The organism is Calidifontibacillus oryziterrae (genome assembly GCF_000331575.1).
Taxonomy (GTDB): Bacteria; Bacillota; Bacilli; order Bacillales; family Bacillaceae_J; genus Calidifontibacillus_A; species Calidifontibacillus_A oryziterrae.
In genome coordinates, this window is sequence record NZ_ANOK01000003.1 from 485,554 (window position 1) to 505,654 (window position 20,101).

Sequence of the window (20,101 nt, forward strand, 5' to 3'; positions counted from 1 at the left end):
TTTGTCAAAAAATCTTCTATTGCATGTAAAAGTATGGAATTTCTAAGTTGTTCATTCTAGGAAAGACAATCTGGGCACTTCCCATAAATTTCAAATTTATGTCCTGTAATTTCGGGAGTTTGACACTTAGAATTAATTAAAAATGCTAGAAGCCTTGATAGGGCTTATTTTTTTTGTCAATTTTTCTGTTTTAATATTGAGTACTATTTAGTACTATGTTATTATATAGGTAGATTATAGGGAATCGAGGAGTCGACTATGCGAATAAAAAAGAGCATCTCTAAACATTCTGTTTCTTATTCAGTTATTGAAAATGTCCGTGATGTAAACGGAAAGTCAACCACTAAAGTGGTCGAAGCTCTTGGTAATGAGGATGAGATTCGTGCCAAGCATCCTGGTGTAGACCCAGAAGAATGGGCACGAGCCTATGCGAAAAAATTAACGGAAGAAAAGAAAAAAGAGAAGACCCCTATTATAGCCAAATACCATCCTCATAAAATGATTGATCAGCATCAACGTCGTTCTTTTAATGTTGGTTATTTGTTTTTACAATCGATTTATTATCAACTAGGTTTATCGCAAGCAATGAAAGTCATTCAAGAAAAATATAAATTTCAGTACGATTTAAATGAGATTTTATCCAAAATAATTTATATGCGAGTGCTACACCCAACCTCTAAAAAGAACTCTTTTGAACAAGCAAAATCTTTATTAGAGGGGATTCATTGCCAGCCACATCAAATGTATCGTGCACTAGATATCCTGCAAAAAGAATCAGATTTTATTCAACAAACTACATATAAAAACAGTTTAAAATTAGTCAATCGCCACACGAAGGTTTTGTATTATGACTGTACAAACTATTATTTTGAAATGGAACAAGAAGATGGAGATAAACGGCATGGCATCTCTAAAGAAAATCGCCCTAATCCAATTGTTCAAATGGGACTATTCATGGATGCCTCAGGCCTCCCTCTAGCTTTTTCTATTTTTCCTGGGAATGAAAATGAACAAGGTTCACTCAAACCTTTAGAAAAGAAAATCCTCAAGGATTTTGAATTATCGGAAATAGTTGTTTGTACGGATGCCGGCTTGTCATCAGAAAAAAATCGTATCTATAATACGTTGGGGAATCGGGGATTTATTACAACACAATCCGTAAAAAAGTTAAAAAAACACTTAAAAGAGTGGGTACTAGATCCAGAAGGATGGCACATTACCCCTGGTGATAAAGCGATTCACCTTTCAGAAATTGATGACAGCTCCAACAATAAAACTACCTATTTTAAAGAACGTTGGATTAAAGAAGGCGAATTAGAGCAACGATTACTTGTCACTTTTTCACCGAAATATAAACATTATCAGCAAACCATTCGTGAACGGCAGATTGATCGGGCATTTAAAAAAATAGATATGCCGTCGGCTTTAAAAAAGAAAAGACCAAATGATCCAACTCGTTTTATAAGTGCGCACCATGCCACAAAAGATGGAGAAATTGCTGATAAAACGCATTTTTCAATAGATGAAGCAGCAATCCAAAAAGAAGCTCAATACGATGGTTTTTATGGGATTTGTACAAACCTAGAATCAGATCCATTAGAGTTGATACGTATCAATCATCAACGTTGGGAAATTGAAGAAAGCTTTCGTATCATGAAAAGCGAGTTTAAATCCAGACCCGTTTATGTGAAAAAAGATCAACGAGTAGAGGCGCATTTTCTAACGTGTTTTCTCTCCTTACTGATTTATCGCATACTCGAAAAAAATTTAGATGAACAATTCACTTGTTCAGATATAAAGCGTTGATTACGTGATATGAGAATGATGGAGCTATCAGGGGAAGGCTACATTCCGCTATACGAACGAACGGATTTAACCGATAAGCTGCATGAAGCATTTTCTTTTCGGACTGATTATGAAATTGTTCCAACAAAAAATATGAAAAAAATTTTAAAACAAACGAAAAAAACAAAATAGTACTCATTTTTCAACCAACTAAAAAACCTTCCAGCACCCTATTATAACAAGGGTTTGGAAGGTTTTTCGCTAAATTAACTGTCAAACTCAGGAGTATAAAATCTAGATCATTGGATTCCAATGATAATTTTCACAATAATGATTGATTTCACATAAATGAAAGAATTTTGTCAAAAAATCTTCTATTGCATGTAAAAGTATGGAATTTCTAAGTTGTTCATTCTAGGAAAGACAATCTGGGCACTTCCCATAAATTTCAAATTTATGTCCTGTAATTTCAAAATCATCCATCTCTTGTATTAAATTCCCCATTGGACACGTATGGATTTGCTTAGTTTTCCCACAATCAGTACAAATAAAGTGATGATGATGGTGGTTCGGATCGCAAGTTAAGCGAAAATGTTTTTCACCATTAATTTCAGTTGTTTCTAAAATATTTAATTTAGAAAATAAGTAAAGATTGCGGTATATTGTATCGAAACTAAGACCAGGATAATTTGCTTTTAAATAATCTAAAACATCCTTTGCAGATAGGTAGCGGTTAGTATCAGAAAATAACTGGAGCATATTTTCACGTTTATCCGTATACTTATAGCCGTTATCCTTTAAGATTTCGATCGCTTGATTTACATTCATATTATCAGCCCCTCGAAGCTTTCTTACGAATTGAAAGCTTCAATTTTTTATATAAGATCGTTATCATTAGAATAATAATTGAAAAGATGACAATTGTTCCACCTGGCGCAATATCCAAATAATAAGCTGAGATTAACCCGCTTATAACAGCAAGTTCACCAAATAACACTGAATAAATAAGTGCTTCAATAAATCCTTTCGCAATCCTGATACTAGCTGCTACTGGTAATGTCATCAAAGCTGATACAAGTAAAACACCAACAATTCGCATTGAGGCGGCGATAACAAGCGCAACCATCACAATAAACAAAAAGTGGATCGATTTTGCATTAATACCGGAAACAACTGCATGTTCTTCATCAAAGGATAAAATGAACAACTCTTTGAAAAAGAAGAAAATCGTTAAAATTACAACAAGTAATACGACTGCAATTGTCCAAAGGTCGGAGCGACTTACAGCAGTAACACTGCCAAATAAATAACTAAATAAATCTGAGTTAAAGCCGTCTGCCAATGAAATAAAAACGACGCTTAAACCGACGCCGCCTGACAAAATGATCGGGATCGCCAGTTCTTGATAATGCTTATATACATTGCGTAATTTTTCTATAAACATCGCTCCGCCAACAGAGAATACCATCCCCATATATATTGGATTAAGACCTTGGACAGCTGCCATCTTCTTTTCAACAAGCAAGCTAAATGCAATTCCTGCTAACGTTATATGACTTAACGCATCAGCAAGCAAAGATAACCGTCTGACAACGATAAACACGCCAAGGAGCGGTGCTAATATACCAATCATAATGCCTGTAAAAAAAGCATTTTGTAAAAATTCATAATGAAGTAAGCTAGCGAACATTAATGAGCACCTCCATGGTGGTGGTCATGTGTCAGCAAATGTAAATCATGGCCATAAATCTTAGATAAAGCACTGTTATCCATATGATGAAATTGTTCCGAATCACCATGAAAATGCAACGATTTATTTAAACAAGCAACATGACTGGCGTGATTGGTCATCGTTCCAATATCATGGGATACCATTATGAGCGTTAGCCCATTTTGCTTATTTAATTGTGCCAGCATCGAATAAAAACTCTCAACATTTTTAATATCAATTCCAACCGTTGGTTCATCCAATATGAGTAATTTCGGCTCACTAACTAATGCCCTTGCGATAAAAACACGTTGCTGTTGTCCACCGGACAGTTCCCCGATATTGTGATTGATATACTCACTCATACCAACACTAGCAATTGCTTGCAGAGCCCTTTGTTTATGTTTCTTTGTAAACATTTTAAATAAACCAACCTTTGCAACGAGGCCACTTAAAACAACCTCAAGAACAGTTGCAGGAAAGCCACCATTAAAGCTATTTGCTTTTTGAGAAACAAACCCAATCAAGTGGCGATTTTTTAGCTTGGCAATCGGTGTTCCAAATACACTAATTTCTCCTTCATCTGGCTGCAATATTCCTAAAATTAATTTGATTAGTGTTGATTTTCCTGAACCATTAGGTCCAACCAAGCCTAAAAAAGTACCTTGTGAAATTTTTAACGTAACGTTATCTAACACTTTTTTGTTATCGTAGCGGAAAGATACATGCTGAACATCTACAGCAAGCTCTTTTGAGCCATTATTCATAGTTAATCACCGACTGTTTATCTTAAATTTTTGTGTCATTGAGATTTTCTTCATGGTTATTTTCATCCTTGTTTCGTTTTTCAGGAACAGGGTCAAATCCCCCAGGATGAAAAGGCTGGCACTTTAAAATGCGAATAATCGTTAAATAACCGCCTTTAATCGAACCAAAGCGCTTGATTGCTTCCAAGCCATAGTGAGAGCATGTCGGATAGAAGCGACACGTAGGAGGCTTTAATGGAGATATAAAGCGTTGATAAAACTTTATAAGTTGAATAAAAAGCCACCTCATAACAAACTCAACCTTTCAAAATTGCCAATTTAATGGCGAAATTGTTATTAGTAAATTCGTAACCATTACGATTTATAATAGAAAAAAATAGCCAAAAAGTCAATAAAAACACTACTAGTTAACTTTCATTACAAAATGCCTGTTTTATATTATAATGAAGAGTAGAAGGATAGGGTTAGGAGATTTAATATGCGACTTATACATATTTCTGATTATGACTATGATTCAATGCAGCTAGCAAAGCCTATATTTGATTCGAAAAAGCGGGTGCTTTTAGCGAGTGGACGTCATGTCCATCCCAAATATATTGAAAGATTAAAACTAATGAATATTACACATATGTTTGTAGAAGACAATATTTCTAGGGGGATTAACCTCGATGAAATGATTGATATGCCTACATGGATGGATGCAATAGATTTAGTTCAAGACACGTTTGAAAAAGTTGAAAAAAATGAAAAAATCGATGTTATAGCTATTCAGCAGCTAGCAGGTAAGTTAATTGTTGAGGTGCAAAAGCGGCCTTTATTAGTGCTTGTTCCTGTTTCAACGATTCCAAGAAATTTATATCCATATGCACATGCAGTCAACGTTGCGCTTTTATCCGTTCAAGTTGGAAAGAGATTGTTCTTGAATCAACTACAATTACGGGATTTAGTGATCGGCTGCTTATTGCATGATATTGGAAAAATTAAGGCTGATGAGGACGAAGGTCATCCGAAAGAAGGCTTTGAAATTATTAGGAAAATTCGTGAGTTTAATATTGTTTCTGCCCATGTTGCTTATCAACATCATGAGTCATTAAATGGGACAGGATATCCAAGGAAGTTAACTGGTCAAGACTTTCATAAATTTGCTCAAATATGTGGCATCGCAAACCAATATGAAAATATGGTCACAAAAAAACAAATTCCGCCGCATGAGGCAATGGAGAGACTGATGACGATGAGTGATACTAACTATGAAACTAGTATTGTTCATGCCTTTGTTCAAGGTATTCCATCATACCCACCTGGGACAAAAATAGAATTAAACACTAATGAAAGAGGAATTGTTATAAGATTAGAGTCACAGCTGCAACGTCCAATTGTTCGAACACTTCCAGATGAAAAGATTATTAATTTAGAGGACCATCCAACAATTATCATCAATGGATTGGCATAGATGATCAAGGTTAATTCTTCTTTTATCGCAATTTCAATAGACACACAAAAAATGACTCCCATTCTAAAGTAGAAGGGAGTTTCTTTCTGTTCTTATTGTAGTATTGCCAATTCTGGCATCCATTTTTTCATATGTGATTCTATATCTTTATAAATATTTGAATCTAGAGGATATTGCTCATTTAAAGGAATGACTGTAAATTTTCGATTTACAACATATGTTGGTAAAAAAGTAGGATTTTTAATTTCAATCGTATAATTGTCAGCAAATCCGGTTTTTTCAACAGTTAATTGAACGATTCCACCAATTTCCCGATATGGATGGCGTTGTCCAGAGATAAAGTTTCCTAATGAATAAATGACAAATGCTTTTCCCCCGTTTTCTTTTTCAATCCACTCTACAGGCTGAAGAACATGGGGGTGGTGACCTAAAATAATATCAGCCCCAGCATCAACGAGCTGTTTAACAATATTCTTTTGGTCATCACTAGGCATTCGTTGATATTCATTCCCAAAATGTATGCTCACAACTGTTACATCAGATAGCTGTTTTGATCGCTCAATCTCTTTTTTCATAGCTTCTAAGTTTATTAGGTTTACAAGATAATCCTTACCCGTTGGAATGGGAATTCCATTTGTCCCATACGTGTACGCTAAAAATGAAAACGTAATATCGTTTGCATCAAGAATACGGATTTCCTCCTTGTCTGCTTCACTTTTATAGGAGCCGACATAGGCAACACCAAGCTTATTCCAATAATTAATTGCATTTTGAATTGCAATTTCACCACGGTCTAATGTATGATTATTTGCCATGGAGACAATATCGATTCCAGCATCCTTTAAGGCATCACCAACCTCATAAGGACTATTAAATCGTGGATATGACGAAAGGCCAAGCTCCGTTCCGCCGATCATTGTTTCTTGATTTGCAAAAGCGATGTCCGCACCTTCGATGAGCGGTTTGACTTTTGTTAACATTGGTTTAAAATCATAGAGATTATGTTCAACTCGTGCTGCATTATAAACGGTGTCATGAATTAATATATCACCCATACCCACTAACGTTGCACTTGTAGTTTTGGGATAATATTTCTCAACTTCTAACAGCGGTTTTGTAGTGTGCAGGGCTGCAGTTTTCTCCGTTTCGGCTGTTTGTCCAGAAACCGTATAATCTTTCGTAACGTACATTTGCAAAAGCATAAAGATTGAAAGAAACATTAAAGTTAAGGATACTATTGATATAAACATTTTTATTTTTAGTTTCATCGAACTACCGCTCCTATAAAACTCTATTTCTTTTATCATACATAAACAATCCATAATTTGATATATTTCCCCAAAATTTATTAAGCAATATTTTTTGAAAAAGTGTGGAAAAAGTATTATAATATACGTAGTGGGGTATCAAAAAGAAATTTGAGGTGAAAAATATGGTAACGATCACGAAGCCTGCGATTGAAAAAATGCAGGAGGAAATCGATCAATATGTTAAGCAAGGAGAAAATTATTTCATTCGCTTAAGTATGGGCGCTGGCTGAGGCGGTCCACAGCTTCGTCTGACTCTGGAGGAGTCAGCTAAAACAGGTGATGAACAATTTGAACAAGACGGCATTAAATTTTTGTTAAATAACAGGGATAAGTCATACTTTACTGGTTTAGCAGTTGATTTTCGTACGTCTTGGTATGGTGGTGGCTTCTTTACCCTTATTGCTTCCGATGGACGCCAAGTAGGGGGAAGCTGTTAAAAAGCTTAACCTTTAATACTACTAAAAAACCTCTATCATTTGATAGAGGTTTTTTAGTGCTAGTTTATAGTTTATAATACTCTGCGAGCTGTTACATAATTTTTTGTTGCCCAGTCAGTAGTCATACTTTCTTTAACTACATCATTTTTTGGAGTTAGGTGAATATATTGATTATTACCAACATAAATTCCTACATCAGCGATCGTAGTTCCACTATTATTGTTGGAAAAAAAGACAAGATCACCTTTTTGTAGATTTTCCTTTTGGACAGCTTGTCCCAATGTAGCTTGATAGCTTTGTAGAGCTAATCTTAAGTCAACGCCGTTCTGTTTATATACATATCTCGTAAAGCCACCTGCTGTAAACGTAAGATTTTTTTCATCATATACGTAGCCAAATTTTGCTTTGCCGATTAAACTGTTTGCAAAGTTGACAAGTTGATCTCCTTTAGTAGGTGCAACAACTTCAGGTGTCGGTTCCGGTGTTGGTTGTACAGGTTTCGGAGCTGGCGTAACTGGCTCTGGAGCAGGAGTTGGTTGAACCGGTACCGGAGTAGGCGCTGGTGTGACTTGGCTGCTTGATACAACACGTCTTGCCGTTAAATAGTTTTGCTCGAACCAATCGAGTGGTAACACTCTTGTATAAACACCACGGTCAGGCAGTGAAAGGATTAAGCGTTGATCCCCAGCATAAATTCCTACAACCCAAGGAGTTGTAGAGCCTACATTGCTAGTAAAGAAAACAAGGTCGCCTTTTTGTAGGTTATTTTTCGATACGGCGGTCCCTAACTTTACTTGCTCTTTAATAGTAGTAGTACCTAAATTTATTCCGTTCTTTTTATAAATATGGTTAACAAAACCAGCATTTGTAAATGTGAATGAAGTTTCATTGTTTGTTGATGATGAAATTGTTACTTTTGGCTGTAAATCAAAGGCAGTTGTTACAATTTGATCGCCTTTCGTCGCAGGGTTTGCAGCTAACATGCTAGGTAATACGCGGCGAGCACCAACATAGCTATCTCTGTAATAGGATGTGCTATCTAAATCAGATATGACAACATTTAGTTTTGTATTGGCCATATGAATAATTTTATTATCGCCAATATAAATACCTACATGGTTTGTCGGATCATCATTCGTTGGCGTACTGTCGAAGAAAACAAGATCACCTTTTTGCAATTGGTCTCTTGAGACCGCATAGCCTTGCTTAAACATCATGTTTTCATCAGCTGTAGCTAAATCGACACCGTTTTGTTTAAAGACAAAATGAACAAATGAGCCACAAGCAAATTGATAAGGATATGTTGATTTTACATCATGACTATAAGTAGCTTTTCCAATAAGATATTTAGCGGTCGCAATAATCTGATCTGCTTTTGCATCAACAGCAGCTTGGTTATTATAAGGATTTGTAATTTGCATTGTTGCCGCTGAGATTGGATCTGGATTTATTGTGAAAGTTGGCAGACTCAATCCGCTTAATGTAATCATTACTGCGGTTGTAGTTGTAAAAATCTTTTTTTTCATACGTTTGTTTCCTCCTCGTTTTCTGAATTAGTTGTAGAATTCATGATCTACGGCGGGAACAAACTCATCTTAACATAGAAAACAAAAGAGAACTTCGGCCAATTTTTACCTAAGTTCCCGCTATTTGTTGATTATTATATTATTAATAAATTTAGTTTATCCATTGCTATGAAACGGATAATTATAAAATCGCACAAGGGAAAATGCTGTTTAGTTTTTCCTCATTTTGAAAAATTATCAACTAAAAACTGTACGACTTCAAATAATTTTTGTTTACTTGCACCTTTCACTAATACAGTTGTACCGGGCTCAATTATTTTCAAGAGCTCCTCATGTAGTTTCTTTCGCTGCAAATTGTAAAAGTGCATCGCTTTTTCTTTCGGATAGCCGGCTGCAATTGCGCCTTCATGCGTATGACTTGAATAATTTCCAAAAGTATAAATCGCATCTACATTTTTAGAAGCAGCATAAGCCCCAATTTCCCGATGTGCTTCCTCCATGAGGACACCGAGTTCTCCCATGCTCCCTAAAACAGCAATCTTCTTTTTCTTGCCAACTTCTAACAAAACATCAAGTGCTGCTTTCATTGCTGGTGGATGAGCATGTACAGTATCATCGATGACGATAATATCATCTTTAAGTCGATACAAATGGAGACGGTGCTCTGGTTTTTTTATATATTTTAAGCCATTTTTCATTTCTATAGGGGAAAAACCTAGAAGGTCTGCTACTGCAATGGCAAACAATGCGTTATATATATTATGTTTCCCAATTACAGGGATGTAAAAACGATCGTTTATTCGATGTGAGATTACATCAAATTCTATACCGTCTTTAGTAAAGGAAATATTTTTTGCTTGATAATCGGCAGGAAATGATATTCCCACTGTTGTAATTTTTCCTTTAAAATCTTTTGTATGCAGCAATTTCGAGTTTTGATCATCTTTATTAATAAACAGATACCCCTCAGGGTGCATTCCTTTAATCACTTCAGATTTCGCAGCTGCCAAACTTTCTACTTTTCCATCAAAATTTCCGATGTGGGCAGAACCAACATTTGTAATAACAGCAATAGCTGGCTGGAGGATTGAACAATGTTCGGCGATTTGACCCGCAAAACCCATACCATATTCAAGAACGACAGCCCGATGTATAGGCCTAATTGCTTCTTTATGCTGCGGTGTATTAACCGTTGTATTGTAATAGTCTCTAGATTCAAAAATAATCCACTTTTCTCTTAATATAGCGGAGATCATTGCTTTTACTGTTGTTTTACCGGAACTACCTGTTACTGCTATTATTGGTTTTTCTGGCAGATAGTTTTTACTCATAATCAACAACCTCATTTTTCACATCAAATACCCAAATGTTGTGTAAGTCATCAAGGACAACATTAATGACTATTTCGTGTATATCCATATTTGAATCACCTGAAGAAATTTTTCCTAAGGCTGAAGCGAAGCGTGGAGCAAATTGCACGAGATCATGCTTTATATTGTCTGCCTGTTCCCCAAATTGTTGTGGTAAAAACAATTCAATTTTTTGAGTAAATCCACCATAATTTGGATTAGTAATCATACTACCAAGTCGAGCAATTTGCGGGTAAATGGCTGTAAGCTGCCATTTCTGATTTCCATGTTTGTTTACATGTAATTTTAGGCTATAGCGATTTCCAAGTCTTGTTTTACAAATAATATACGGCTGAATAAAGTGGGGTTTGTCAGTAATTTTATGTTTTACTAAAGCTCTAAGCTGTTCCTGATCCAATTCGGATATTTTTTGGGCTTGATAAATAAAGTTCGAATTACCTTTACTTTCTATTACGAATGTATCGCCATGTTTCACTCGTTCATTTGGCTTTAAAATGATTCTCCTGTAATCATTTAATAATCGTAAAAATTGCCCAGAAGTTTGAATGCGAATGGAGGGGACGAGATTTTGTGTGAATTGCTCGTCAGTTTGCAATGTGTCATATATATCAACCCAGTTATGCATTAGCTTTCACCTCGATTAACTACTTTTTTTTTAAAAAAAGCAGCTAGCTCAATCATTGGCAAGTTATTTCCAAAGCTTTTGATATATATAGTTGAGTTTTTGTTCGAAATTTTTTGTAGGAGTTTATATATTTCATCATAATTTGTAAAGGAGTATATTTTGCTATTTAAACCTAATGAGGCGGCGTAATGAGCCATTTCTTTGGCAAGATTTCCGATTGTTATAATCGTATCGACGCCGTATTTATGAATGATTGAACCGGCTTCTTTATGAAGTTCATCTTCATAGTCACCTAGGGAAGCCATGTCCGAAAATAAAGCAATGCGTTGTCCACCGTTAGCAACATGATTTAAAACCTTCATTCCGGCTTCAAGTGAGGTCGTATTAAAATTCCAAGTATCATCAATAATGGTAGCTCCGTTATAACCGGTTGAAACTTCTAAATGCCTTACTATATTTTTGAATGATTGTAACCGTTTTGCTGCATCTTCTATATTTATACCTATTTCAGTCGTGGCTGCTAAAGCAGCTAGTGCATTATAAACTTGATGATCACCATAGCCCCCAACAAATACCGGATAGCTTCTGTTTTTTAAATGAAGCGTAAATTTCATGCCGCCATTTCCGTATTCGATATTTGTTGCCTTAAAATCTGCTCTGTTTTTAATCCCGAAGTACAAAATCCTTCCGTGAAAATGGTCCAAGCTAAGTGTTTTCGTCTTTTCGTCATCCCCGTTTAATATGAGAACGCCATGATTTTCCAAGCTTGTTACCAATTCTCCTTTTGCTTTAATATAGCCTTCAATTGTTTTGCAACCGGTTAAGTGACATGCCCCGATGTTTGTAATAATCCCAATCGTTGGTTTAAAAAACCGACAAGCTTGTGTAACGTCCCCAGGCATCCCTACAGCTGTTTCGAATACAGCAGCTTCTGTTGTTTCGTCAATCCCGATTAAATAATGTAAATGAGCAAGTCTTGAATTTGCACTACTATAGGTAGATTGAACATGTTTTGTATTCTTTAGTATGTGGGTGATCATTTCTTTCGTTGTTGTTTTTCCACACGTGCCTGTTACAGCTACTACTGGAATATCAAACAGACTACGGTAATAATCTACAAATGTCCAATATGCTTGATTTACATTAGCAACTTTTATGATCGTTAAATCTTTCATCGTCTGATAGTAATCTTCATTTTTATCGATAACAATTGCACAAGGAAGTCTTGCTTTTAGAGAATTCCAGTCAAATTGTTTTCTATATTTTAAGAAAATGAGGACATTTTTTTTATTCCTTCTAATTTCTTTATAAGTTGGAATATAGTTAATTACTAGGTCAAGAGACCCTTGAACGAGTTGCCCCTCGATAATTTGACAAATTTCTCGAATTGTAAAAGCCTTCATTAAAAGTTCTCACCCTTTCTCAATTGTTACAGAACTTCTTTTATTGTATGAAAGATTGTTTTTTTTGTTTGTATACATGTCCGTTACTATACAAAAAGAAGCAAAGTGGATTAATTTTCTTTTTCCTGCTTTTTTGTTTTATTTAAAATATTTTTGTATATGCTTTTGTCTTTTAGACGTGTAAAAAGGCCAATATCAGGTACAAGGTTCATTTCAAACATCCACAAATCTCCGTTTTTATCAATTCCCATATCAGCACCAATTCTTGTTACATCTCGATAATACTTTCCTAAATGCAGCGCTCCTATTAGACAAGCTTCGTCCATTTTCATTACAATTTTTTTGGCTGTATATATATTTATATTTGCCCTTGCAAATGCTTCCTCAACTGGTATCAGGCTTTTTGCAACATTCGTGACAATATAATTTTTGGCGGCAATCTTTGTTATTTTTGCGGCGATGTCCCAATTGCTAAGACTGTCTTCACGCAGAGCTAGTATCCTTGTGTCAAAAGGGCATTCATCAATTGTGGCAATATTTATTCTTTCTTGGACAATACACTGGTCCTTTGAAAAACAGTTAATTTGAAGATAATGAATCATTTCTTCGACATTGACGATGGTAAGTTTATTTCTTCCGTAGTGGACATCAAATGTACCATCTGTCGTTAATGATACTTGGACGATTCCCATTCCCCATTGCCCATGACATGGTTTTATCATGATTTCTTTAAACTCTTTCATAAATAGAAGAAATGATGCCGGAGTAGCAAGCTCTGTTTTCGGGAGGAGGGGGGATAATGACTGAATCTTTGACAGAATTTGATATTGACTCCATTTACTTTTGGGATAGTGGACATTAATATCACAAAGCCACAGATTCTCGTTAGAGGTGGTTATCTCGATGACAACGGTTGTATAGGAGTCTGCATTATTCACTAAATAAGAAGCTACTTCAATGGCAACTTCTTGAATCTTTGCTTCGTTTAATATAGTTTTCCTTGCCTTCGAGGCATCATATTTACTGAGAATGCCGACGACTTTCCAGCAGTTATTTAAATCACGTTGTACAGTAACAAGGAATTCTCTCCTCAACTCATTCGTTATATATAAAGGGCTTGTGTCTTGAAGTATATAAAATTTTTCTTTTTTACAAATGGTTTGTAAATATTGAAAAGCTTCGGACTTGGTACTGCAATATTTCGCCACTTGGTTAGGCATTGTTACAACATATTTTTCTACGTTGTCCTCTGTTTTTGAAACCATAATTTTTGATTGACCGAAACAAGGTCTAATCGTTAGATGATCTTGTAAATATTGATATAAAGTTTCTTCTTCAAGTAATTCAGTTTGAAATAAATGAGGCGTTAAATTTTCATTACTTCGAAGTATTTGATATTGACTCCATCTACCTCTAATATTTCTAGCCATTTTCCAATCTCCTTTGTAAATCCTTCGCTATTATAACGTATGTATCGCTGTTTAACTTTGCTCTAGTTAAACCGTCTGAGGAGTAATTGACTTTATAAGTAGATTAGCCGTTTTTAACACGAACTCATTCATATACCTATTCGCCTTTTTACGCTTAGCATAAGATATACAAAATGTGGAGGAGGTGAGAAGTATGGGGATTTTACAAGGATGCACAATTGGATTTTGGAGACAGGAACAACATTTTGATGATTGGGTTCCAACGGGGTTTGCACCAAATGATGATTTCGATACAGTATTTGGCAGGGATGCATTTGACCCAAATATCACTTTGTTACAGGCATTAGAGCTTGGTGGTGGTGGATTAAATAACTTAGCACGGCAAGCAGTCGCAGCTCTTTTAAGTGCAGCCCATCCAGATGTTGCTTATCCGCTTACAGTAGCCCAAGTCATAAGCATGTTTCAAGCTGCATTCGACAGCGGGGTTTTTGAACCTACAGCTCTACAATTTGACGAATTTAATAACCTCGGTTGTCCTTTATAATCGAAATTTAAACTGGATAACTAAAAATTTAGGAAAGATGTGTGTTAGTGGTAAGCGTATTCTCTCTGAGAATACGCTTTTACTTTTTGTTTAGGAAATTATAAAATTTGATCCTGTGGATAAATACTATAGCACAGAGAGTAGTCGTCCAGCTCCAGCGCCCAGCGATTAGTAAACTTTGCTCATCTCTTTTGCGATAAGTCAACATCGACTCGTCCCTCGACGTGTTTTGTTTATCTCAGTCGATGTGCTCTTAGTTTATACGTCGCTAATCAGGGCGCCTATAGCTTTTGTTCTTGTCTGTGTTTAAGAACTATAAATAAATGTAATAGAGACTTACATAAAGATATCATGCAAAAGTCCATGCAAAAGTAAAATTTCCTACATACGATATTATGCATTGAAGTATTGTCTGCGGCAATAATAGGGGGGGAAGTTTGTGAAAACAATTGTCTTTATCGGAGTCAATAAGTCTGGTTCAAGTAGAGAAGCGGTAAAAGCAGCATATCAATTAGGCTATCATACCGTTGTTTTTACAAATCGGAAAAAGCAATTGGAACAAAGAAAGGAATATACGGATGTTCACCAATTAATCTTTGTAGATTCCTTCGATATAGATATCTTAAAAGAAAACATTAGATTTTTACAACATCGCGGTCATGAAATAATAGTGATTACGAGCTTTGTTGATCAGCTTGTCTATATAGCGTCGAGTTTAGCCGATGAATTTTGCCATAATTACCTATCAACAGATGCTATATATATAATGGAAAATAAACGAGAGACACGACAATTTTTTTTGAATGAACGATTCACTCCTGCCTATTCAATAATAGAAAAAGACACTCAGCTTCCCCTGAAAAGACTTCCCAAAAATTTAGATTACCCTGTAATGGTTAAATGTGCGACATCAACTGGATCAAAGGATGTATTGTTTTGTGACAATTTAACTGATCTTCAAAAAAACATCGCGTATTTAAAAGAAAGAAATATAGAAGAAACTATTATAATTGAGGAATATATCATCGGGGATCAATATTTAGTTGAGGTCCTTGTTTATAATGAACAAATTTTCACTGCTGCAGTTGTTCAACAGGAAATTACTAGAGGCAAACGGTTTATTATAACAGGCTATGGTGTGTTAGCAGAAGTTGATGACGATTTAGAACAGGAGATTAGAAATATTGTAGAATCGATTACGGCTTCATTAAATATTAAATACGGTGCATATCATTTAGAGCTAAGACAAACTGAAAAGGGCTTGAAGCTTATTGAAATCAATCCACGAATATCCGGTGGGGCTATGAACAAGATGATTCATGCAGCATTCGGCTATAGTTTAGTAGAAGAAACAATAAAGATGCTCATAGGTGAGGTACCAACTCTTAATAAGCGTATAAACAATTTTGTTTATACTCAGCATGTGACGGTCAAGAAAAAAGGAGTATTAGAGAAGGTAACAGGAAGAGCAAAGGCAAGGAGAACACCTGGTGTTGTTGAAGTATATGTGAAACCAAGAAGAGGAACGGTATTAATACCACCAATGTCGATGGGGCATAGATATGCATACGTTATTGCGATTGGTGATACCATGAAAAAAGCAAGAAAAATAGCAAAGGAAGCAGCAAAGCTAATAAAATTTCATATTATTAATAATGATAAAGAAGAGTGACAAGGGGCTGTCCGATAAGTCCTTAAAATGATTAAAGATATGCTGAATACTGGTGATTTTGAAGAGCGAAGGCGTCCGCCATAGTGATCAAAATCACCTTTTTATTAGGATTCAAAAAAAGGAGCTGCAAAAAGTTATTAATTATGACTTTTTAGACAGCCCCTTATCTTTCGCAACTGCACACTTAGTATTTTTACTTATGTTCGCCGATGGTTGTCGTAATGAATTTCACAGTATCAAACATTTTAGTTTTACTTGCTCCTTTTACAAGAATAGTATCATTTTTTGTTAGGATCGTTTGCAGAAATTCGTGTAGTTTCTGTTTGTCTGCAAAATGTTTGACGTTTTTTGCTGACATACCACTTGCAATGGCAGCTTTTCCAATTTCATCAGCTTTATAACCGTAAGTAATCACAATATCAATTCCTTTATTACTTACATATTCACCGATTTTTTTGTATTGTTCCATTTGTAAATTGCCGAGCTCTCTCATTTGTCCTAAAATTGCAATTTTTCTTTCATTACTTATATTTGTTAGCACATCGACAGCTGCTGTTACAGCTTGTGGGTGTGAATGGACAGTATCATCTATTAGGGTGATTGACTGCTTCAGCTTGTAAATTGTCATTCTGCGAGAAGGTTTTTTAAATAACAATCCAGATTTAATCTCAAGAGGGGTAAATCCTAAATAATCGGCAACAGCCACGGCATTGATAGCATTATATACATGATGTTCTCCTAAAATTGGAATGAAAAATGTTTCTTCCTTATTGTTTAATTTCATTTTGAAATTCATTCCGTTGTCACTATAACTAACATCGTAGGCTTGATATTCTGCAGGTTTTGTAATACCAGTTGTAATAATTTTCCCTTTAAATGACTGTAAATCTAGAAGTTTAGAATTTTCATCGTCATTATTAATAATTAAAAGACCGTCTTGCTTCATGCCATGAATGATCTCAGATTTAGCTTGGGCAAGTTTTCTGATATCACCGTCAAAATTTCCAATATGCGAAAGTCCAACATTTGTCACAATACTTATATTAGGTTGGATAATGTGGCAATGCTCCGTAATTACACTTGGATAAGCCATGCCATATTCAAGAACAACGGCTTGGTGAGAAGCTTTGATTTGCTCTTTATGAATTTTCGTATGTTCTGTCGTATTCCAGTATTCTTTAGATTCAAAAATAATCATTCTAGTTTTAAGAATGGAAGAAATGAAAGACTTCGTTGTCGTTTTTCCAGCACTTCCTGTAACAGCTATAATGGGCTTTTCACGTTTTTCGCTTACTTTAGTAGCTACTAGCTGTATATGCTCGTTAATTTCCCTCTGATTATTGGCGATATACATTGCATACTGAATCGTATTTTTGACAACATCCATTTCCAAATAAAAGGTAGGTGGGCAGCCCGGTCTCCAATTTACCTCGTAAATCCAGATTTTATAGTCTTCATCTAAGCCTACATCAATCCCGATTTCATCGATGACTTCCTTATATTCTCTAATTTGAAGCTCATCTAAGTGGCTAGCAAGGGAAAGAGTAAAGTGCTCTAATGTGTTCTTAATATTTATAGCTTCAATTTGACCAAATTCTTGATTTAGAAAAGGCTCTAAATAATTAGTATAACCTCCATTATTAATATTCGTAATGATAGAACCTGGAGGTGCAATTCGTGGATATATTGTTGTGATTACCCATTCGCCAGTACCATTTTTTTGGACATGAAGACGAAAATCAAAAACAAGGCCTGACTTTGTTCGGCTAGAAATATATGGTTGGACAATAAACGTATTTTCTTTTAAGAGAGTATTTAAAAATTGAATTAGCTCCTCTTGTGTATAACTTGTATCAGTTGTACCTTGCTTTACAATAAAGCCATCAGCAAACGATCTAATATAATAAATACTTTGTCCTTTTCGACCATCTATCGGTTTGACGATAATTTCTTGAAATGCTTTAATATACTGATAAAGCTCCTCCCAGTTCGTTAAAATAATGGTGGGAATTAAATACTGAGCAAAATCAGCTCCTCTTTTTATACGTTTATTCACACTCCACTTATTTCCAATCGAATAGGTCGTAAATGGTATTTTTTCCTGTAAGCTATTAATTATTTGCTGTTGTTTTTTTAGTTTTTCTGGGCTTCCTGTATTATAAATAACGTCAGGATATGGCGTAATTCGTTTTTGCCAAGAGCCATTTTCATAAATATAGCCGTTGATTGTGTTGTTTTTAATATCAACGCAACCAGGGGAAAAATAAACAAAATCAGCTCCTTCCGCTTTTGCAACGATGGCATAGGCATAAGATTTCATGACTGTACTTGGATCTTTTCGATGATGAAGCATGCCTATTAAAGTCATTCTTTACCCCCCTTTGGAAAGCATATATTATTACATTATGTTATATGCAATACCATGGTATAGAGTAAATGCGGAATTTTTACCTCTTATCATTATTAATTCATTTCAAACATGATAGAAAGACTAATAATAATTAATAATGAAAAGGTAAATACAGTCCGAACGTATGTTGGACTTTTAACCCATCCAAACATATAAATGGGTAAATAACTGAGAAAAGCAAATATTGTTGCAAAAACTAAAATAAAAGAAAGCCAATTGTATATTGCACCTGCTTGAAAAAACATATGGGTAGTAGTATTTTGCATCGGATTATTATTTATATTATTTACTAGCTTAATAGCTAAAGGAAACAATAAGGTGGAAAATGTAAATAGACGAAGCTTGATCCAAATTGACTGAACAAATTGTTTTTTTCCATCAATTAAAATATTTGCTAATAACAATGGAAAAACGCCTCTAAGGAGATAAAGTTCAAGATCGATCATAATTGTATTCCACGAAGATTCACTTATTGTGAGAAAACCAAAAATAATTGCAAATAGTAGTAGAGCGATACCAATCACTTTTTTCAAGAAGAAACGAATTGGCAAAAAATCAACCCCTTATGTGTACCTCAATCGCTGCAATTGAGATAAATACTATAGGTAGATAATGATAGTCGAACAAGAATCATATTCCCTTTATTGTATTCTTCGTACAAGCACGATTAGAATTGATTTTTTTGCTATATTATCAGGTTTCTAATTTTACAAAAAAAGTTTTCAGAAAAAAAAGAAAATTTTAATGATATTTACAACATGTTTATGATATAATTTAATAATCCCCCTTAAATGGGCACATTCATTATACTAATTATCGAAAAGGAGGCTATTATATGTATCAAATTAAAGAAAAAGAAATGATATTCGTTTACACAGGACCTGATGGCTCTGGTCGAAAGGCACTTGCGAAAATGGTTGCAACTGTATTTGATATGGAAACTGTAGTATCCTATACTACTAGGTCTCCAAGACATTTCGAAAAAAATCGTGTAGACTATCATTTTGTAACGGATGAGGATTTCAAACAAATGCAAACAAGCAATGAATTTCTAGAATATGTTGAAATAGATGGCTTCAAATATGGAATTCGAGAACAAGATATTGTTGAGGCATTCAAAAATCATAAGCTTGTCTATTTAACCTTGAACCCTGAAGGTGCCGATAAGTTAAAAAATATGTACGGAGATCGAGTGATTCGTTTCTTTATTTATGCGGATCGAGAAACGGTCATAAAAAGGCAGAAGGAAGAACAAGTAAGTGAAGAAGATATTGATCGTCATATGAGCCATTATGATGAAACAATGAACTACAAAAATAATTGCGAGCATACGTTTGAAAATTATGATCCACCCCAAGTATCATTCCAAATTAGTGAAAAGATTGAAACTTATTTAGACAGGGATCTTACTGTAACAGATTATTAAAATATTTTACGTTTTCCTCACTTTTAGTGAGGATTTTTTTATGATATTTTCACTTTATTGCCATAGTTCGAGTGGAAAGTATGACTTATGTCACAATGCTCCATATTGTCAACTGTTAAAATAATACCATTACAATAGTGGTATTGTGTCCAATTGATCATATTGTCTTCATTTTAACAATCAATACAAACGGTACATAAACGGGAAATAGGGGGCGGTCCTACTGAAATCACTT

At 34.9% G+C, this 20,101-nt stretch carries 16 protein-coding genes and 1 pseudogene; 5 read left to right on the forward strand and 12 right to left on the reverse strand.

All coding sequences use genetic code 11. The features are described from left to right. The first annotated feature begins 258 nt into the window (after nt 1-258). Nucleotides 259-1,977 (forward strand): annotated as a pseudogene (locus D612_RS17715) (IS1634 family transposase). Nucleotides 1,978-2,199: 222 nt separating this feature from the next. On the opposite strand, the gene D612_RS0102475 reads toward D612_RS17715, so the two are convergent. Genes D612_RS0102475 through yidD form a run of 4 tightly spaced genes read right to left on the reverse strand, consistent with a single transcriptional unit; the run spans nt 2,200 to nt 4,549 of the window. After that, complete coding sequence (locus tag D612_RS0102475) at nt 2,200-2,613, reverse strand: Fur family transcriptional regulator (RefSeq protein ID WP_017753900.1); 414 nt, start codon at nt 2,611-2,613, stop codon at nt 2,200-2,202. Nucleotides 2,614-2,617: 4 nt separating this feature from the next. Next, on the reverse strand, nt 2,618-3,475 hold the full coding sequence (locus tag D612_RS0102480; protein ID WP_017753901.1) for a metal ABC transporter permease: 858 nt from the start codon (nt 3,473-3,475) through the stop codon (nt 2,618-2,620). Beyond that, nucleotides 3,475-4,260 carry a metal ABC transporter ATP-binding protein gene (locus tag D612_RS0102485; protein ID WP_017753902.1) on the reverse strand — a complete coding sequence of 262 codons (786 nt, stop codon included), beginning with the start codon at nt 4,258-4,260 and terminating at the stop codon, nt 3,475-3,477. The genes D612_RS0102480 and D612_RS0102485 overlap by 1 nt, the downstream gene beginning before the upstream one ends. Nucleotides 4,261-4,282: 22 nt before the next feature. Beyond that, nucleotides 4,283-4,549, reverse strand: a complete 267-nt coding sequence (gene yidD / locus D612_RS0102490) for a membrane protein insertion efficiency factor YidD (protein WP_017753903.1) — start codon at nt 4,547-4,549, stop codon at nt 4,283-4,285. Between the two features lie 189 nt (nt 4,550-4,738). On the opposite strand from yidD, the gene D612_RS0102495 reads away from it, so the two are divergent. Further along, nucleotides 4,739-5,713 carry an HD-GYP domain-containing protein gene (locus D612_RS0102495; protein WP_017753904.1) on the forward strand — a complete coding sequence of 325 codons (975 nt, stop codon included), beginning with the start codon at nt 4,739-4,741 and terminating at the stop codon, nt 5,711-5,713. 92 nt (nt 5,714-5,805) lie between these two features. On the opposite strand, the gene D612_RS0102500 is transcribed toward D612_RS0102495, so the two are convergent. The 6 genes from D612_RS0102500 to D612_RS0102530 all read right to left on the reverse strand — a co-directional run bounded on the left by D612_RS0102500 (nt 5,806) and on the right by D612_RS0102530 (nt 13,814). Beyond that, entirely contained in the window at nt 5,806-6,981 is a 1,176-nt protein-coding gene (locus tag D612_RS0102500; protein ID WP_017753905.1) for a CapA family protein, read from the reverse strand. Nucleotides 6,982-7,531: 550 nt separating this feature from the next. Then, nucleotides 7,532-8,986, reverse strand: coding sequence for a C40 family peptidase (locus tag D612_RS20020; protein WP_017753907.1), 1,455 nt, complete (start codon nt 8,984-8,986; stop codon nt 7,532-7,534). 221 nt (nt 8,987-9,207) lie between these two features. Further along, the gene (locus tag D612_RS0102515) at nt 9,208-10,317 is read right to left on the reverse strand and encodes a UDP-N-acetylmuramoyl-tripeptide--D-alanyl-D-alanine ligase (protein WP_017753908.1); all 1,110 of its coding nucleotides are present in this window, start codon (nt 10,315-10,317) and stop codon (nt 9,208-9,210) included. Then, nucleotides 10,310-10,981: a YheC/YheD family protein gene (locus D612_RS0102520; RefSeq protein ID WP_017753909.1), complete on the reverse strand. Its 672-nt coding sequence runs from the start codon at nt 10,979-10,981 to the stop codon at nt 10,310-10,312. The genes D612_RS0102515 and D612_RS0102520 overlap by 8 nt, the downstream gene beginning before the upstream one ends. Next, nucleotides 10,981-12,384 (reverse strand): Mur ligase family protein, encoded by a 1,404-nt coding sequence (locus tag D612_RS0102525; RefSeq protein ID WP_017753910.1) that lies wholly within the window; start codon nt 12,382-12,384, stop codon nt 10,981-10,983. Before D612_RS0102525 ends, D612_RS0102520 begins: the two co-directional genes overlap by 1 nt. 110 nt (nt 12,385-12,494) lie before the next feature. Then, on the reverse strand, nt 12,495-13,814 hold the full coding sequence (locus tag D612_RS0102530) for a YheC/YheD family protein (RefSeq protein WP_017753911.1): 1,320 nt from the start codon (nt 13,812-13,814) through the stop codon (nt 12,495-12,497). Between the two features lie 193 nt (nt 13,815-14,007). Between D612_RS0102530 and D612_RS0102535 the strand changes: the two genes are divergently transcribed. Both D612_RS0102535 and D612_RS0102540 read left to right on the forward strand, forming a co-directional pair. Further along, nucleotides 14,008-14,358 carry a hypothetical protein gene (locus D612_RS0102535; RefSeq protein WP_017753912.1) on the forward strand — a complete coding sequence of 117 codons (351 nt, stop codon included), beginning with the start codon at nt 14,008-14,010 and terminating at the stop codon, nt 14,356-14,358. 439 nt (nt 14,359-14,797) lie between these two features. Further along, complete coding sequence (locus D612_RS0102540; protein WP_017753913.1) at nt 14,798-16,030, forward strand: ATP-grasp domain-containing protein; 1,233 nt, start codon at nt 14,798-14,800, stop codon at nt 16,028-16,030. A gap of 193 nt (nt 16,031-16,223) precedes the next feature. Here the strand turns inward: D612_RS0102540 and D612_RS18920 are convergent, their stop codons facing one another. Both D612_RS18920 and D612_RS0102550 read right to left on the reverse strand, forming a co-directional pair. Then, a complete protein-coding gene (locus tag D612_RS18920) occupies nt 16,224-18,398 on the reverse strand; it encodes a YheC/YheD family protein (protein WP_017753914.1) in 2,175 nt (724 codons plus the stop codon). A gap of 95 nt (nt 18,399-18,493) precedes the next feature. Beyond that, a complete protein-coding gene (locus D612_RS0102550; RefSeq protein WP_017753915.1) occupies nt 18,494-18,991 on the reverse strand; it encodes a hypothetical protein in 498 nt (165 codons plus the stop codon). Nucleotides 18,992-19,275: 284 nt separating this feature from the next. On the opposite strand from D612_RS0102550, the gene D612_RS0102555 reads away from it, so the two are divergent. Next, the gene (locus D612_RS0102555) at nt 19,276-19,866 is read left to right on the forward strand and encodes a guanylate kinase (protein ID WP_017753916.1); all 591 of its coding nucleotides are present in this window, start codon (nt 19,276-19,278) and stop codon (nt 19,864-19,866) included. Nucleotides 19,867-20,101: the final 235 nt, after the last annotated feature.

Coding starts and splice junctions, on each gene's coding strand:
- D612_RS0102475 (WP_017753900.1), bottom strand. CDS start 2,613: ATGAATGTAAATCAAGCGATCGAAATCTTAAAGGATAACGGCTATAAG.
- D612_RS0102480 (WP_017753901.1), bottom strand. CDS start 3,475: ATGTTCGCTAGCTTACTTCATTATGAATTTTTACAAAATGCTTTTTTT.
- D612_RS0102485 (WP_017753902.1), bottom strand. CDS start 4,260: ATGAATAATGGCTCAAAAGAGCTTGCTGTAGATGTTCAGCATGTATCT.
- yidD (WP_017753903.1), bottom strand. CDS start 4,549: ATGAGGTGGCTTTTTATTCAACTTATAAAGTTTTATCAACGCTTTATA.
- D612_RS0102495 (WP_017753904.1), top strand. CDS start 4,739: ATGCGACTTATACATATTTCTGATTATGACTATGATTCAATGCAGCTA.
- D612_RS0102500 (WP_017753905.1), bottom strand. CDS start 6,981: ATGAAACTAAAAATAAAAATGTTTATATCAATAGTATCCTTAACTTTA.
- D612_RS20020 (WP_017753907.1), bottom strand. CDS start 8,986: ATGAAAAAAAAGATTTTTACAACTACAACCGCAGTAATGATTACATTA.
- D612_RS0102515 (WP_017753908.1), bottom strand. CDS start 10,317: ATGAGTAAAAACTATCTGCCAGAAAAACCAATAATAGCAGTAACAGGT.
- D612_RS0102520 (WP_017753909.1), bottom strand. CDS start 10,981: ATGCATAACTGGGTTGATATATATGACACATTGCAAACTGACGAGCAA.
- D612_RS0102525 (WP_017753910.1), bottom strand. CDS start 12,384: ATGAAGGCTTTTACAATTCGAGAAATTTGTCAAATTATCGAGGGGCAA.
- D612_RS0102530 (WP_017753911.1), bottom strand. CDS start 13,814: ATGGCTAGAAATATTAGAGGTAGATGGAGTCAATATCAAATACTTCGA.
- D612_RS0102535 (WP_017753912.1), top strand. CDS start 14,008: ATGGGGATTTTACAAGGATGCACAATTGGATTTTGGAGACAGGAACAA.
- D612_RS18920 (WP_017753914.1), bottom strand. CDS start 18,398: ATGACTTTAATAGGCATGCTTCATCATCGAAAAGATCCAAGTACAGTC.
- D612_RS0102555 (WP_017753916.1), top strand. CDS start 19,276: ATGTATCAAATTAAAGAAAAAGAAATGATATTCGTTTACACAGGACCT.